The 15,915-nt window shown below is 69.4% G+C and carries 13 protein-coding genes; 10 read left to right on the top strand and 3 right to left on the bottom strand.

The genetic code is table 11. The features are described 5' to 3' along the window. The first annotated feature begins 4 nt into the window (after nt 1-4). The 8 genes from ACFUN8_RS15945 (at nt 5) to ACFUN8_RS15910 (ending at nt 8,807) form a co-directional block, all read left to right on the top strand. On the top strand, nt 5-1,213 hold the full coding sequence (locus ACFUN8_RS15945) for a hypothetical protein (RefSeq protein ID WP_383636855.1): 1,209 nt from the start codon (nt 5-7) through the stop codon (nt 1,211-1,213). Nucleotides 1,214-1,498: 285 nt separating this feature from the next. Then, nucleotides 1,499-2,956, top strand: a complete 1,458-nt coding sequence (locus ACFUN8_RS15940; RefSeq protein WP_383636852.1) for an MFS transporter — start codon at nt 1,499-1,501, stop codon at nt 2,954-2,956. Between the two features lie 24 nt (nt 2,957-2,980). Beyond that, on the top strand, nt 2,981-4,240 hold the full coding sequence (locus ACFUN8_RS15935; protein ID WP_383636849.1) for a ferritin-like domain-containing protein: 1,260 nt from the start codon (nt 2,981-2,983) through the stop codon (nt 4,238-4,240). A gap of 41 nt (nt 4,241-4,281) precedes the next feature. After that, on the top strand, nt 4,282-4,803 hold the full coding sequence (locus ACFUN8_RS15930) for a PaaI family thioesterase (protein ID WP_382562230.1): 522 nt from the start codon (nt 4,282-4,284) through the stop codon (nt 4,801-4,803). 6 nt (nt 4,804-4,809) lie between these two features. Beyond that, nucleotides 4,810-5,187 carry an acyl carrier protein gene (locus ACFUN8_RS15925; RefSeq protein WP_383636846.1) on the top strand — a complete coding sequence of 126 codons (378 nt, stop codon included), beginning with the start codon at nt 4,810-4,812 and terminating at the stop codon, nt 5,185-5,187. Further along, a complete protein-coding gene (locus ACFUN8_RS15920) occupies nt 5,163-6,884 on the top strand; it encodes a fatty acyl-AMP ligase (protein WP_383636843.1) in 1,722 nt (573 codons plus the stop codon). Before ACFUN8_RS15925 ends, ACFUN8_RS15920 begins: the two co-directional genes overlap by 25 nt. Nucleotides 6,885-7,126: 242 nt before the next feature. Continuing rightward, nucleotides 7,127-8,137 (top strand): sensor histidine kinase, encoded by a 1,011-nt coding sequence (locus ACFUN8_RS15915; protein WP_383636840.1) that lies wholly within the window; start codon nt 7,127-7,129, stop codon nt 8,135-8,137. After that, the gene (locus ACFUN8_RS15910; RefSeq protein WP_383636837.1) at nt 8,130-8,807 is read left to right on the top strand and encodes a response regulator; all 678 of its coding nucleotides are present in this window, start codon (nt 8,130-8,132) and stop codon (nt 8,805-8,807) included. The genes ACFUN8_RS15915 and ACFUN8_RS15910 overlap by 8 nt, the downstream gene beginning before the upstream one ends. Before the next feature lie 49 nt (nt 8,808-8,856). Here the strand turns inward: ACFUN8_RS15910 and ACFUN8_RS15905 are convergent, their stop codons facing one another. The 3 genes from ACFUN8_RS15905 to ACFUN8_RS15895 all read right to left on the bottom strand — a co-directional run bounded on the left by ACFUN8_RS15905 (nt 8,857) and on the right by ACFUN8_RS15895 (nt 12,611). Further along, a complete protein-coding gene (locus ACFUN8_RS15905; protein WP_383636834.1) occupies nt 8,857-9,675 on the bottom strand; it encodes a hypothetical protein in 819 nt (272 codons plus the stop codon). 147 nt (nt 9,676-9,822) lie between these two features. Further along, nucleotides 9,823-11,250: a metallophosphoesterase gene (locus ACFUN8_RS15900; RefSeq protein ID WP_383636832.1), complete on the bottom strand. Its 1,428-nt coding sequence runs from the start codon at nt 11,248-11,250 to the stop codon at nt 9,823-9,825. A gap of 248 nt (nt 11,251-11,498) precedes the next feature. Continuing rightward, nucleotides 11,499-12,611: a LacI family DNA-binding transcriptional regulator gene (locus ACFUN8_RS15895; protein ID WP_164251772.1), complete on the bottom strand. Its 1,113-nt coding sequence runs from the start codon at nt 12,609-12,611 to the stop codon at nt 11,499-11,501. A 449-nt stretch (nt 12,612-13,060) separates the two neighbouring features. Here ACFUN8_RS15895 and hisC point away from each other — a divergent pair, with 449 nt between their 5' ends. Continuing rightward, nucleotides 13,061-14,140: a histidinol-phosphate transaminase gene (hisC, locus tag ACFUN8_RS15890; protein WP_383636830.1), complete on the top strand. Its 1,080-nt coding sequence runs from the start codon at nt 13,061-13,063 to the stop codon at nt 14,138-14,140. 230 nt (nt 14,141-14,370) lie between these two features. Further along, nucleotides 14,371-15,900, top strand: coding sequence for a cytochrome ubiquinol oxidase subunit I (locus ACFUN8_RS15885; RefSeq protein ID WP_383636827.1), 1,530 nt, complete (start codon nt 14,371-14,373; stop codon nt 15,898-15,900). Nucleotides 15,901-15,915: the final 15 nt, after the last annotated feature.

Genomic DNA, 15,915 nt, shown 5'->3' with positions numbered 1-15,915 from the left:
AAGCGTGTCGAGCGACCTCGGTATCCTGCAGGTCGGCGCCCGGTCCGGGGCCGACGTCGAGAACATCACGGCGCGCCTGATCTCGTACGCGACACAGACCGAGGTCGCCGAGGTCGGGTTCGACGACTTCCGGCTTGTCTCCGGTACGCGCCAGGACGGGGTCTGGCACACGGAGAAGCCGCTGGATCTGCCCGAGTTGGGCAGCTACCGCGTCGACGTGGACGTGACGGACGCCGACGGCGATCACGTGCGGAAGCAGTCCGCCGGGGACCTCGCCTACTACGTCGTCGCGCACTTCGGTGAGCTGGACGTCGACCGCGGCTCGATCGACCGCGAGCATCGTGCCGTGCGGGTCGAGGGGACGCTGTTCGGACGGTGGCCCACACGCGAGGTGAAGCCCCTGGCGACGCGCAAGGTCGACATCGATGTCGACTACTGGACCGAGGCCACCGTCTCCACCGATGGGAGCGGCCGCTTCAGCGCCTCCGTGCGGCTGGACCACGCCTCCCCGGTCCAGGCCGTCTTCCGGTCGGACGGCGGTACCCCCACCGTGCTGTACGGGGAGTCGGAGCCGGTCCAGATCGGCGTCGACCAGATTCCCACGCGCTTCGAGGCGACGGTCAGTGAGACCGATGTCGACTTCGGCGGGTCCGTGACGCTGAACGTCACGGTCGAGCAGAAGACCGCCGAGGGCTGGGTGCCGCTGGCAGAGCGGTCCGGCGGTGTCCTCTTCGGTCCCAACGACTCCATGACCGACACCGTCGGCCGCTTCACCACCGCCGCCGACGGCACATTCACCATGGAGTACACGCCCTGGCAGGGTGGCTACTTCCAACTGGGACTGGACACCGAGGACGACCCGTTCCTCCAGGCCGCGACGGGGACCACCAGCACCGTCCATGTGCACAGGGCCTCGAAGTTCACGGCCTTCACCGCCGGTCGTTCGGACAACGGTCAGGTCCACACGGAGGGGCTCATCGACTTCCCCGACGGATGGAGCCCGGCCGAGATCCTCGTCGACATCCAGTACTCGCCCGACGGCACCGGGTGGACGACGGTCGCCACGGACGAGGCGTTCTGGGGAGGCGACGGCTACGAGTTCGCCGCGGAGATCGACCGGAGCACGAGCGGCTCCTACCGGGCCGTCTTCGCGCGGGACAACAACTTCCAGGCGGCCACGTCGCACAGCGTGTTCGTGGAGGGATCCGCGTAGCGCTGAGCACGGACAGTTGAAGGCCCCCGACCGGTCCCGGTCGGGGGCCTTCGCCGTGCCCGTGCCGTGCTGCTTCGGCTGTGCCGGTCCCGTGCTTCAGCCCGTGCCCGTGCTCCGTAGGTCGTAGTCGGGACTCCCACCAAAGTGGTGGTTGGGGCCGTGAAAGGTGGGGACGGGCCGGAATCCCTTGTACCGCGAAGTGGGACACATGTCGGATGAGTCCCGTAGACGGCAGGCGGCAGAGCGCTCCACCGACATTCCCATCGTCCCGAGGGATTGACCGCATTGGCCACAGAAGCCGGCACCGGACAACCGACGCCCGCCCCCATCCCCTCGTCATCGGCACCGCCGTCACCGGCGCCGCCGCACTCCGGACTGCTGCTCGGGATCCTGTCACTGGCCGCCTTCATGGCCGGGCTCGACCTCTTCATCGTGAACGTCGGCTTCGACGCCATCGGCCGTGAGTTCGACGGCGCCTCGCTCGCGGACCTCTCCTGGGTCCTCAACGCCTACGCGATCGTCTTCGCCGCACTCCTGGTGCCCCTGGGTCGGCTGTCCGACCGCTACGGCCGCAAGGCCGGATTCCTGCTCGGCGTAGCCCTGTTCACCCTCGCGTCCGCCGCCTGCGCCGTGTCGACGTCGCTGTGGCAACTGGTCGCCTTCCGGGTGCTCCAGGCGGTCGGCGCCGCGGCGCTGACCCCCGCCAGTCTCGGTCTGCTGCTCTCGGCCTTCCCGCCGGAGCGGCGGGCCGGCGCCGTACGGATCTGGTCGGCGAGCGCCGCGCTCGCGGCGGCGGCCGGGCCGGTCTTCGGCGGGCTGCTCGTCAGCGCGTCGTGGCGGTGGATCTTCCTGGTGAACATCCCCATCGGCGTCCTCGCCCTGGTCGTGGCCGTACGTATCGTCCCCGACTCCAAGGAGGCGACGGTGACCCGGCTGCCGGATCTGCCGGGAGCCGCCCTGCTGACGGGTTCGATCGGGCTGCTGGCACTCGGCCTGGTGAAGATCAACGACTGGTCCGCGCTCCGGACGTCCACCGTGCTGGCCGGCGCCGTCCTCGGGACCGCGGTGTTCTGGTTCCGGTCGCTGCGCCACGCCTCCCCGGTGATCGAACCGGCGCTGCTCCGGGTGCGGGCGTTCGTCTGGTCCAACGTGACGGCGATCGCCTTCAGCGCGGCGTTCGCCGCGAATCTGCTCACCGCGATCCTGTGGATGCAGCAGGTGTGGCAGTACTCCGCGCTGCGTACGGGACTCGGGATCGCCCCGGGCCCGCTGATGGTCCCGCTCGCCGCGATCGTCGCCGCCAAGCTGGCGGCACGCGTCCCGGCGGGCCGGATGGTCGCCATCGGCTGTCTGCTGTGCACGGCCGGCGTGGTGCTGATGGCGGTGAGCATCGACCAGAGTCCGCACTACGCGAGCGAGTTGCTGCCCGGCTGGCTGGTGGGCGGCGTCGGGGTGGGCCTCGCGCTGCCCACGATCCTCGCGACCGCGACGACCGACCTGCCGGCCGCCCGGTTCTCCACGGGCAGCGCGGTGGTCAACATGAGCCGGCAGATCGGCAGCGTGCTGGGGATCAGCCTGCTCGTCGCGATCCTCGGCACTCCGCTCACCTACGACGCGACCCACGAGGCGTTCGTCCACGCCTGGATCGCGATCGGAGTCTTCATGATGCTCGGCGCCGCGACCGCGTTCGGCATGACCTCGCGTCCTGCCGCCCGTGGCTCCCGGGCGCCGGCGAGCACGTAACCATCTCCTTCGAGAGGAAACGTCATGAGTACCAGCATCAATCTCGGCACGGGCACCAACGGCCTCCTGGGCACCGACAGCCTCGTGAGTACCAGTAAGACGCGCGTCGTCTTCGTCGACTGTCTGCCCGCGCTCGCCCTCGGCCCGCAGCTCTCCCTCGCCCGCTTCGGCGAGATCGGCCTCGACCGGGCCACCCCCGACACCTTCGAGCGCTATCTGAACGACCTCGAACCGGGCACCGACGTGGCCGTCGCCTTCATCGGCGGCAGCGGCTCCTCGGCACCGGCGGCGGTCCGGAGCCTGCGCGGCATGCGCGGCTTCGCCAAGACCCGGGTGTACGTGGTCGGCGAAGGCGCCGGCGGCCAAGTACCCGGCTGGGCCGAGGTGCACGACGTCGAGGACATCATCGCCCCGGCCGCCTTCGACGGGTTCGGATTCGCCGACACCGTGGAGATAGGCATGCGGGCCCACGGCTCGCTGATCCTCGACCCGCTCTACACCGACTTCTACCTCGACATGACGTGGAACAAGATCTTCGACTGGTTCGAGACCACCCGCTGGGACTGGCGCGAGCTGGAACTCGACAAGCTCAACCCCGAGCTGATGAGCGCCGAGGAGGTCGACTTCCTCACCGAGGCGGCGATTATCGAGTTCGGCACCCTGCCGGGCGCGCACAACTTCCTGCGCGAGTGGGAGGGCGAGACCAGCTTCTCGTCCTGGGCGCTCAGCTGGGGCGCCGAGGAGGCGCGGCACTCGCTCGTACAGGCCCGCTGCCTGGAGAAGCTGGGCGTCAAGGTCCGCTCCAAGCACGCGCTGTACAAGCGCGAGCCGTACCCGATGGGCGACACCCGCGTCGGCACCCTGATGATGAACATCATCTCCGAGGCACGCGCCGCCGAGCTCTACCGCGCGCTCGCCGCCGAGACCAAGGAGCCCGTGGTCAGGGGCATCTGGAAGCTGCTCGGCCGTGACGAGTCCCGGCACGCCCGCGCGTTCTACGTCTTCACGCAGGAGCTGTGCGACGGCAACCGGGAGAGCCAGATCGCCGCGCTCAAGATGGCGTACGTCTGGCTGGCCGACCGCAGCGACGGACTCAAGCACCCGGCCGGGCACTTCTACCCGCACTCGACGTCCGCGAAGGGCGTCCGGCGCATCGAGACGATCCAGGCGGGCGCCACCGACGCGGCCGACGGCAAGGTGCTGTCGATGGTGCGACGGCTGGTCGAGGACGACTCGATCGAGTCGTCGAAGGACGTCAAGCGCAAGCTGCGCTCGCTCATCTGACCCGGCGCCGACCGTGACAGTCACGACCTGAGGAGCGGGGTTTGCCCGAGTCAGCGTTCACCACCGACAGTGCCGGCGAGGCGGCGGCCGAGACGGCCAACTGCTTCGGCTGCGCTCCGCACAATCCCATCGGTCTGCGGCTGGTCTTCGAGGAGGAAGGCAACGGATTCGGCACCCGGATCAAGCTCGGCGCCGACTACGAGTCGTTCCCCGGTGTCATCCATGGGGGGATCGTCGCCGCGATCCTGGACGAGACGCTGGCCCAGGCCGTGTACCGGTCCGACCGGATCTCCGCCTTCACCACCGGCCTGCGTATCCGCTACGGCAGGCCCATGGAGACCGGCGCCGAGTACACGGCGCACGCCGAGATCACCAAGCGCGACGCCCTGTCGGTACGTGCCTCCGGGGAGATCCGGCTGCCGGGCGGCGATCTCGTGGCCGCCGCCGACGGCACGTTCCACCTGCTCACGGACGAAGTGCTCGGCACGTACGGCACACGGCTGCCGACCGGACTCGTCGACGCGCTCCGGGCCTCCAACAGAACCACCACACAGGGGGATTGACCACACATGGACAGCACCGACACCGCAGTCACCACCGACAACACCGCTGACAGCGCGGTCGCCACCGCCGACAGCGCGGTCGCCACCGACACCACCACCGACAGCACCGACACCGAGGTCGGCGCGGTCACCGACGAGGCCGTCCGCGAGAAGATCTGCCGGATCGTCGCCGAAGAGCTCGACATACCCGCCGCCGGCCTGACGCCCGACCAGCACTTCCGCTCCCTCCCCAACGTCGACTCGATGCGCGTGCTCCAGATCGTCCTCACCACCGAGAAGGCGTTCGACATCGAGATAGAGGACGAGGTCACCTTCCGGGTCCAGACGATCGGCGAGTTCCAGGGCGTGGTGGAGGACCTGTGCCGGCAGAAGACCTCGGCGTGAGCCTGGTCGACGCGCTCGCCGCCGTCGCCGCCCGCGGAACAGGCCACGGTATGCGCCTGTTCCGCGGGGACGAGGAGACCGAGCGCGTCACCTTCGACCAGCTCCACGCCGAGGCCGGGCAACTGGCCTGCGGACTGCTGGAGCGCGGCGTCGTACGGGGGGAGCGGGTCGCCGTCGCGCTCCCCACCTCGATCGACTTCGCCCGCGCGTTCTTCGGCGTGCTCGCCGCCGGCGCGGTGCCCGTGCCCGTACCGCCGCCGGTGCGCTTCGCCTCGCTCGACATCCATCTGAAGCGCATCGTGCTCGTGATGCGCCAGTCCAAGGTGCGCGTCGTGCTCTCCGACAAGATGCTGGGCGGGCTGCTGGAGCCGGCGCTCGGCGGCGTCGACGGTGAGTTCCAGATCCTCGACGTGGCGCTGACACGCGCGACGTCGCCGGTGTACGTGGACGTGGCGGCGGGTGACCCGGCGCTCGTCCAGTACACCTCGGGCACCAGCGAGAGCCCGAAGGGCGTCGTACTGAGCCACGCCAATCTGCTCGCGAACGTCGATTCGATCGCCGGGGGGCTGGGAATCGACGACACGGACGTCAGCTGCAACTGGCTGCCGCTCTTCCACGACATGGGCCTGATCGGCGCGTTCCTCGCGCCGGCGCTCACCGACGCCGAGACGTATCTGCTGCCGCCCGAGGACTTTCTCCGGGATCCCGGCCGGTGGCTGCGGATCATCAGCCGGCACGGGGTGACCGCGACGACGGCGCCCAACTCCGGCTATCTGTACGCCCTGCGGCGGGTCCCGGCCGAGCGCGTGCCCGAACTCGACCTGTCCCGGTGGCGGTTCGCGCTCAACGGGGCGGAGCTGATCGACCCCGACACACTGCGCCGGTTCTCGGCGCACTTCGCGCCGGCGGGCTTCCGCGCCGACGCCTTCCTGCCGGTGTACGGACTGGCTGAGGGCAGCCTCGCGGTGACGTTCGCGCCGACGGGCCGTCCGGTGCGCGCCACGTGGGTACGGCGCGACGCGCTCTCGCGCGGCGTGGTGGAGCCCGTGCCGGAAGGCACCGACAGCGCCGACGGCGGCCGGGAGATCGTCTCGGTCGGCCTCCCGGTGGCGAACACCGAGGTCAGGCTGGTCGACGAGGACGGTACGGCGCTGAGCGACGCCTCGCTGGTCGGCGAGATCCAGATCCGCGGCGACTCGGTGACGCGCGGCTACGAGGGCGACGAAGAGGCGACCCGGGCCACGGTCCACGCCGGCGGCTGGGTCTCCACCGGCGATCTGGGCTTCCGGCAGGACGGCGAACTGTTCATCGCCGGGCGGAAGAAGGAGGTGATCATCGTCTTCGGCCAGAACTACTACGCGAGCGACATCGAGTCCGTCGCGGGCCGGGTCACCGGGGTCGCGAACGGCGCTGTCCTCGCGGCGGGAGTGGCGTTCGCCGACGGCGAGGGACTGGTGCTCGTCGCGGAGACCAAGGAGTCCGGGGCGGCGGCCCGCGAGGAGTTGACCGCCCGGCTGCGGTACGCCGTGTCGGACTCGCTCGGCCTCACGCCGCGGGACATTGTTCTCGTACGCCGGGGGCGGCTCCCGCGCACCTCCAGCGGAAAGCTTCAACGGCACGGCGTGGAGGAGGTGTTGGCGGCCGCCGGCGCGGACCCCGCTCCCGCACGCACCGTCGCTCTGCCGCACGGATCCTGACGCGGCACTTGACCGAACTCTTAACAGTAATTTACTTCGGAATGTGGGTGTTTGGCAGAATTAGTGAGGAATATCGTTTCTTGAAGGTCCCTCTTGGCCACGTATACTCCCTGAATATCACGTGGGAGGCTGCGGGATAATGGCGGGGGGCTGCCGTGGCGATCGATCCGGAAGGGCGTGCCGGGATAACCGGACTGCCCGAACAAGTTCGCGCGAACATTGTCGAGCCATTCTTCCAGCGATTGCGGGCACTGGACAGCCCGCTGCTCGAAGAACCAGAAATCAGCGCGTTACTCGTCAATCAGGTCGAGTTACTGCTCGACGACATCGCGCGGGGCGCGCGGACCCGTTTCCGCGCCAGGACCACACCGAGCAAGGAATCCCTGCGGGCCGCGGCCGAATTCAGCAGGACCCGGGCCTCGCGCGGTATCCATCCGACCGAGACCGTGCGCGCCGCCGAATTGTTCTACGAGACGGCGCTGCCCGTCATCGTACGCGAGTTCCTGCCCGCCGCGCCCTCGCCCGACGAATTCCTCGACACCGCGCTGACCTTGAACGACGCGGTGATGACACAGATCGCGCTCGGCTGTGTCGGCTACATCAAATTCCTCCGCGAGAAACTGCACAGCTCCCATCTCGACGAACGTCACCGGCTGGCCAGGGACCTGCACGACAGGGTCGCCCACGAAGTCCTGGTGGCCATGCTCGAACTGGAGCTGTCCCAACCGCTTATCCAGAGTGAGAGCGCCGCCGTACGGTCGAGGCTGAAATCGGCCGAGGAAGCGCTCAGAGTGGCACTGCGGGAAATCGGTGATCTCTCCGGTGAACTGCGCGAGTCGGTCTCCGACACCAACATGGAACGCGCTCTCACCAAGTTCATCGATTCCACCGTCCCGGACGGTGTCAGGGCGGAGTTGACCGTCACGGGAAATGTCGACGACATACCGGCGGCAGCGGCGGAGGAGCTGTACTTCATCGTTCGCGAGGCGGCCAGGAACGCGCTGCGGCACTCCGACCCCGACGAACTGTGGATCACGATCAGGGTGACGGAGACGCTGGTCCAGGCGTCCGTCATCGACGACGGCGCGGGCTTCGACGTGGCCACCATCGCCAAGACCCGGCGAGGTGGCCTGATCTCGATCCGCGAGCGGACCGAACTGCTCGGTGGAAACCCCAGCATCCACAGCTCGGTCGGCGGGGGAACGACGGTCAACGTGTCCATCCCGTTGATCAACTGGCGTCGGCATGGCTGACGCCAACGGGGGCCAGTTGGCCAAGGGGGGCGTCACCGAGGTTGTCGTGGCCGACGACCACACCCTCTTCCGGGAGTTGCTGGCCGATCTCCTCTCCCTGGAGGACTGGCTGGAAGTCGTCGCCCAGGGCGCGAGCGGGACCGAAGCCGTGGCGTTGGTACGCCAACACCGGCCGGGCATCGCCGTACTGGACGTACAGATGCCGGGCCCCGGGATCCGGGAGACCGTACGGGAGATCGGCCGGCACTGCCCGGAGACCCGCTGCATCGTGCTGACGATGCGCGACGACCCCGTGCTGCTCAGGGACGTACTGGACGACGGCGCCGCCGCCTACCTGCTGAAGTCGGTCTCCAGCCGGGAGCTGGTCACCCTGATCCACTCGGTGATCCGCGAACCGGGGCGGATCCACTTCTCGGTCACCCGGAGCATGATCAAGGGCTTCGGCGAGCCTGCCGCGGACCGGCTCCTGTCGGCGCGGGAGGTCGAGGTGCTGGGGTACGTCGCGCAGGCGCGCAGCAACGCGGAGATCGCCGCCGCGCTGTTCCTGGCCGAGACCACCGTCAAGCGGCATCTGACGAACGCGTACCGGAAGCTCGGCGCGGTGTCGCGCGTGGACGCGATCCGCCGGGCGATGGACGCCGGGATCATCGCCCCGTACCGGCAGCCGTAGCCGACAGGAGAGCCCTGGCACGGCCCACTCCGGCCGGTGCTCGCGGGGCTTACTCCGGCTTGTGCTCGGGCCCGCCGTAGTCGGGGCTGGAGAAGTCCGGGCTGGAGAACGTCGGGCGCCGGCCCGTCGTCGCGCCCTCACCGGGGCTGGAGAAGTTCGGGCGGCTGTAGCCCATCTTCGGCAGATGCTGCGCGGGCGGGGACTTCGGCGCCGGCTCCACGTCGGGCGCGGCCAGGGCCTCCCGCAGGAACGGCAGGATCCCCCGTTCCAGTACGGCGATACGCCACGCCTCGCGGGCCCGTGACACCTCGTCGGGCCAGGAGCCGTCCGTCTCACCGGCCGGGACCTGCGTCGAGGCGTTGCGCAGGGCCGTGATCAGCAGCCCGGCCCCGGCGACGGCCAGGCCGACGGCGGTGACCGCGCCGAAGAACCAGCCGACGGTCAGCAGTGTGCCGGAGAAGGCGGGCACCGGGCTGAGCACTCTCAGCACCGAGCCGACGAGCAGGAAGACCACGGCCGCCGCGCCCGCGAGGGCCGGCACCAGGACGGCGACGACGGCGGCGAGACCCGCGCCGGTCTCATCGGGCCCCCGCGTCGCCGGTGTCAGCACCGAGTCGGCCGCCGACCGGGCGGCCGGGGTGCGGAATTCCTCCCGGACCTTCGCGTAGTGCTCGTACTCGGTCGAAGCGGTGGCGGTTATCAGAGACGTCGCGTTGAGAGCCATCGTGCGCAGTTGTTCGGTATTGAGCCGCTGTCCGACATCGGCCAGATCCGGACGGTCGTGCGCATGGCGAAGCGTCTCGTCGAGAATCCGCTCGAAATCGGCGCGATCCTCGTTCAGCAGATGCGGAGCGCTGTTCATGTGCATCCCCCGATGCTCCGTAGGGCCGGATTGCCCGCTCGGAGCGGACGATTGGCGAAAACGGAGGAGAGCCTGCTACGGATGAGCCGATGGTAGAGCGGTTGAGGCACGGGGTGACAGGGGGTTCACCGAAATGACCTGCCCCCACTCTGCTCAGTTATGCAGGGGGAGCTGTACGACCAGAAGCTTTCCGGCCATGGTCACTCCGCCGTCCATGGCGATGGCGAGCCCGTCCGCGTACACGTGCGGTCCGTCGACCACGGGCCCGGAGCTCTCCTCGCCGTCCGAGGCGTCCTCGGTGCCGACGTCGCCGAGCAGATACGGAATCGGGCTGTGGCCGTGGACGATACGCCGCCCGCCGTACGCGGCCATCAGCTCCCTGGCCGCCTCGGGGCCGCCGTTGTCGCGGAACGCGAAGCGCTTGGTGAGCTTGCGGAAGATGTCCCAGCACTCGTCCGCGTCGTTGCGGGTGAGGATGGCGCGGACGTTGTCGTTGACGTCCTCGATGGTGGTGCCGTAGTCGAGATACGCGGTCGTGTCGGAGTGCATCAGCAGATGCCCGTCCTCCTCGACGAGGGCGTCGAGCCGGGACATCCACTGGAGATGGACGTCCTGGAGGCGCTCCATGTCGGTCTTCTGGCCGCCGTTGAGCAACCAGGCCGCCTGGAAGGTGGCGGTCCCGGCCCCGGAGTTGACGGGGGTGTCGGCGAAGCGCCTGGCGCCGAGCAGCAGCAGTTCGTGATTGCCCATCAGGGCCTTGCAGTAGCCGCCGGCCGCGGCGGCCTCGGCGGAGAGCCGCATGACGAGGTCGATGACGCCGACGCCGTCGGGACCCCGGTCGGTGAAGTCGCCGAGGAACCAGAGGCGGGCGTTGCCCGCGGCCCAGTTGCCCTCGCCGTCGATGAGGCCCTGTTCGGCGAGGGCGGCGACGAGTTCGTCGAGATAACCGTGGACGTCGCCGACGACGAAGAGCGGGCCGAGGCCGTCCGGGCTTACGGGGCTCTCGGCCGTGTCGACGCGGACCCGCACGGTGTCACCGGCGTTGATCACCGGGAGGTCGCGTTCGGTGGGGGTGTAGCCCTCGGGGATCTCGTCGCGCGGGACGGCGTTCCCGGGGTGGTCGGAGGGGGTGGCGTCGGCGACGGGTGCCACGGGTGCGACGCCGGGCGCGGGCGCCGCCGCCGGGACGAAGCTCGCGGGCGCACCGACGAGGCTGCGCGGATCGGTGCGTGACGAGGCGTCGGACATCATCGTGGCCACGGGTCGGCCCTCGGGCGCGGGGAACGAGATACCGCGCCGATCCGTACGCGGCGCGACACCGAGCCCGCCCGGAACGCCGGTCCGCCCGGCGACCGGCAGACCGTCGGACGCCACGGGTGCCACAGCCGCCTCGGGCGCCTGCGGTGCCACGGTGGCGACCGCGCCCGCGCGCGGCGCGGACTTGTCGCTCGGCACCGTCTGTTCGGACGGCGCGGGCTGTCCCGGCCGCACGGGAACCTGTGTGTACGGCGGCACCCGGAAATCGCGCAACGTCGCCGTCCGCACCACGGGTCCCTGACCGGTCCCGGCCCCCTGCGTCATCGACCCCTCCACCACCGTCGCGCCTGGCGTACACCTCTCGGGCCCGCCTGATCGGGCGGGACATCCCCACCGGAGGTAGGGGAAGGTCCGCGGTGTCGTGCGCCCATCATAGGAATGCAGCCACCCCTGTGTGACGCACCAGGGGTGGTCAATCCGATTCCACCCACGTTTCATCGGCCGTTTTCACGCGGATCGCCCGAAATGATCCATCCGGCTCCCGTTCGCGCCGGTCTCGTGCCGGTGTTTCGTCAGTCTCTCGCGGGAGACCTCGGAGCACTGACCGTGGTGCGGGGCGGCCGTCGTTGGGACGAGGTCCGGACGATCAGCTCCGTCGGTATCACCTGCTCGACCGGACGCCCCGTGTCGATCCCCTCGATGGCGTCGATGAGGAGCTGCACGACGGCGGTGCCGATACGGCGCGGCTTGAGCGAGAGCGTCGTGATGGGCGGTTCGGTGGTCGCGTACACGGTGGACTCGCTGCAGCAGACGAGCAGCAGGTCCTCGGGGACCCGCAGGCCGTACCGCCGCGCGGCGGCGAGCAGATCGGTGCCGTTGGGGTCGAAGAGGCCGTAGACCGCGTCCGGGCGGTCGGGTCTGGCGAGCAGCCGGTCGGCGGCGACGGCCCCGGCACAGGGGTCGTGCGCGGGGTAGGACTCGTAGACCGGGTCCTGTCCGACGCGCTCGCACCAGCGCAGATACGCGGTGGTGGAGAGCCGGGTGTACGTGTCGGTGGTGGTCCCGGTGAGCAGCCCGATCCGGCGGGCGCCGGCCGCGGCGAGATGGTCGAGCAGATCGAGTACGGCGGCCTCGTGGTCGTTGTCGACCCAGGCGGTGACGGGGAGGGTGCCGGCCGGGCGGCCGTCGGAGACGACGGGCAGGCCCTGGCGGACGAGTTCGGTGACGACCGGGTCGTGGTCGGAGGGGTCGATGACGACGGTGCCGTCGAGTGCGACGTTCGACCAGACGTCGTGGCGGGAGGTGGCGGGGAGGATGACGAGGGCGTAGCCGCGGGCGAGCGCCGCGGAGGTCGCTGCCCGTGCCATCTCGGCGAAGTAGGCGAATTCGGTGAAGGTGAAAGGTTCATCCCCGTACGTGGTGACGGTCAGGCCGATCAGTCCTGACTTGCCGGTACGGAGGGTTCGGGCCGCGGCGGACGGGCGGTAGCCCAGCCGCTCGGCGACTTCTCGGACATGTCGGCGTGTGGCGTCGGGTAACCGCCCCTTGCCGTTGAGCGCGTCGGAGACGGTCGTGATGGAGACACCGGCTGCGGCGGCCACGTCCCGGATGCCCGCCCGACCTTGCCGGCTGCCCCGGCGGGATGTGTCCGTCCGGCTCACCTGGTGTTTCCCTGCTGGTGTCATGGCGAGCCGATAGTAGGGCTCATCAAGGTGGTAAGGCCGGTCGCATATTCACCCTCCAAGAGTCACGTTTCTGCATGATCAACAACGGCCAATCGGCATGCAAATAAAGGTCGTTGAGCGTTTCGGTTGGTGTCTCTCAAGCGTGGAGCTGGATGGGCCTGGCGAGTGTCCGATGTTTCGAAGAGGTCTCAACTCACCCCCATGGGGGACGCGCGCCACGGAGTGAGCCACCGGCGCGCGCCAGGTCTGCGAGCGCTCCCCCTGTCAGGGCCCGGCTCCCACGCCCTCGGCGGCACCTTCGGAGCCCGGTTCCGCGACCGGTATTCGCAGGGCCCGGCAATCCTCTTAAGGTGAGCAGTATTGGTGCATCCGTATGAGGTGGGCCGATCATGTGTACGGCCCCGAGAACGTCCCGAGAACGCCCCAGAAACGCCCGAGGAGGACCCGCGGTGAGCGAGACGAGCCCGAAGCTGCGTGCCGAGCTGGACGGCATTCCGACCTACAAGCCGGGCAGGCCGGCGGCGGCCGGCGGGCCCGTCGCGTACAAGCTGTCGTCCAACGAGAACCCCTACCCGCCGCTCCCCGGCGTGATGGAGACCGTGCTGGCCTCGGCCGGTGCGTTCAACCGCTACCCCGACATGGCTTGCACCGGGCTGATGAGCGAGCTGGCCGACCGCTTCGGGGTGCCCGTCTCGCATCTCGCCACGGGCACGGGCTCCGTGGGAGTCGCCCAGCAGCTGCTCCAGGCCACCTCCGGGCCCGGCGACGAGGTGATCTACGCCTGGCGGTCCTTCGAGGCGTACCCGATCATCACGCAGGTCTCCGGCGCCACGTCGGTGAAGGTGCCGCTGGACGCCCACGAGACCCACGACCTGGACGCGATGGCCGACGCGATCACCGAGCGGACTCGGCTGATCTTCGTCTGCAACCCCAACAACCCCACCGGCACCGTCGTGCGCCGGGCCGCGCTGGAGCGGTTCCTCGACCGGGTGCCCAGCGACGTCCTGGTGGTGCTGGACGAGGCGTACCGCGAGTTCATCCGTGCCGCCGACGTCCCCGACGGCGTCGAGATCTACCGGGAGCGGCCCAACGTCGCCGTGCTCCGGACCTTCTCCAAGGCGTACGGCCTCGCGGGTCTGCGGGTCGGCTTCGCCATCGCCCACGAGCCGGTGGCCGCCGCGCTGCGCAAGACCGCGGTGCCCTTCGGTGTGAGCCAGATCGCACAGGACGCGGCGGTCGCCTCGCTGCGCGCCGAGGACGAACTGCTGGGGCGGGTGGGGTCGCTGGTCGGTGAGCGCACGCGGGTGTACGACGCGCTGCGCGGCCAGGGCTGGACCGTGCCCGAGACGCACGCCAACTTCGTGTGGCTGCGGCTGGGGGACCGTACGACCGACTTCGCGGCGGTGTGCGAGCGGGCGGGCGTGACGATCAGGCCGTTCGCGGGCGAGGGGGTGCGGGTCACGATCGGCGAGTACGAGGCGAACGACCTGTTCCTGCACACGGCGGAGTCGTTCCGCAAGGAGATCTGAGGCGCAGTCCGAGGCGCAGTCCGAGAGGCAGCCCGAGGGGGCTCGCGAGAGCCCTCGCGCACCGTTCTCCGGCGCGCGGTCACGGTCCGGCGTTCAAAGGGGACCCCCCCTTGAAGATCGGGCCGGACCGTGCGCCATACTTTTGCTTGTGAATGTGAACGCGTTCACAAGCGCATGCGATACATCATGGTTCGTCCTGGAAAGGGCCGTAGGAGAAGGAGAGAGACGACGTGGACATCGCACTGGCCCCCGAGACTCTCGCGCGATGGCAGTTCGGCATCACCACCGTCTACCACTTCCTCTTCGTCCCCCTCACGATCTCCCTCGCCGCGCTGACCGCCGGCCTGGAGACCGCGTGGGTGCGGACGTCGAACCCGAAGTACCTCAAGGCGACGAAGTTCTGGGGCAAGCTCTTCCTGATCAACATCGCGATGGGTGTCGTCACCGGCATCGTGCAGGAGTTCCAGTTCGGCATGAACTGGTCGGACTACTCCCGCTTCGTGGGCGACGTCTTCGGCGCCCCGCTCGCCTTCGAGGCACTGATCGCCTTCTTCTTCGAGTCCACCTTCATCGGCCTGTGGATCTTCGGCTGGGACAAGCTGCCCAAGAAGATCCACCTCGCCTGCATGTGGATGGTCTCGATCGGCACGATCCTCTCCGCGTACTTCATCCTGGCGGCCAACTCCTGGATGCAGCACCCGGTCGGCTACCGGATCAACGAGGAGCGCGGCCGGGCCGAGCTGACCGACTTCTGGGCCGTACTGACGCAGAACACCGCGCTCGCCCAGTTCTTCCACACCATGACGGCGGCCTTCATGGTCGGCGGTGCGTTCATGGTCGGCATCTCCGCCTTCCATCTCGCGCGCCGGGGACGCAAGGGCCACCGCGAGAACATCCCCGTGATGCGGACCTCGCTGCGGCTGGGCCTCGTCACCCTGGTGACGGCCGGCCTGCTCACCGCCGTCAGCGGCGACACGCTCGGCAAGATCATGTACGAGCAGCAGCCGATGAAGATGGCCGCGGCCGAGGCCCTCTGGGACGGCGAGGCGCCCGCGCCGTTCTCGCTCTTCGCCTACGGGGACGTGGACGAGGGGCACAACAAGGTCGCCGTCGAGATACCCGGCCTGCTGTCCTTCCTCGCCCACAGCGACTTCGAGTCCTTCGTGCCCGGCATCAACGACGTGCAGAAGGCCGAACAGGAGAAGTACGGGCCCGGCGACTACCGGCCCAACATCCCCGTCGCGTACTGGGGCTTCCGCTGGATGATCGGCTTCGGCATGGCGTCGCTGGGCATCGGCCTCCTCGGACTCTGGCTGACCCGCCGGAAGTTCCTGCTGCCGAAGGCGCTGCGGACCGGCGAGGACGAGGTGCCGAATCTCGTGCTCTTCCGCAACAAGGCGCTCGGCCCACGCTTCGCGCACCTGTACTGGCTCGTCGCCCTGTGGACGATGCTCTTCCCGCTGATCGCCAACTCCTGGGGCTGGATCTTCACCGAGACCGGCCGGCAGCCCTGGGTGGTCTACGGGGTGCTGCGCACCTCCGACGCCGTCTCCCCCGGCACGTCCCAGGGCGAGGTGCTCACCTCGATGATCGTCTTCACCCTGCTCTACGCGGTGCTCGCCGTCGTCGAGGTCAAGCTGCTCGTGAAGTACGTCAAGGCGGGACCGCCGGACCTCACCGACGACGACCTCAACCCACCCACGAAGATCGGCGGCCACGACTCCGAGGACGCCGACCGCCCGATGGCCTTCTCGTACTGAGGAGTTGATCCGCAT

The organism is Streptomyces sp. NPDC057307 (assembly GCF_042667665.1).
Taxonomy (GTDB): domain Bacteria; phylum Actinomycetota; class Actinomycetes; order Streptomycetales; family Streptomycetaceae; genus Streptomyces.
This window is presented reverse-complemented; position numbering and strand designations above follow the sequence as displayed.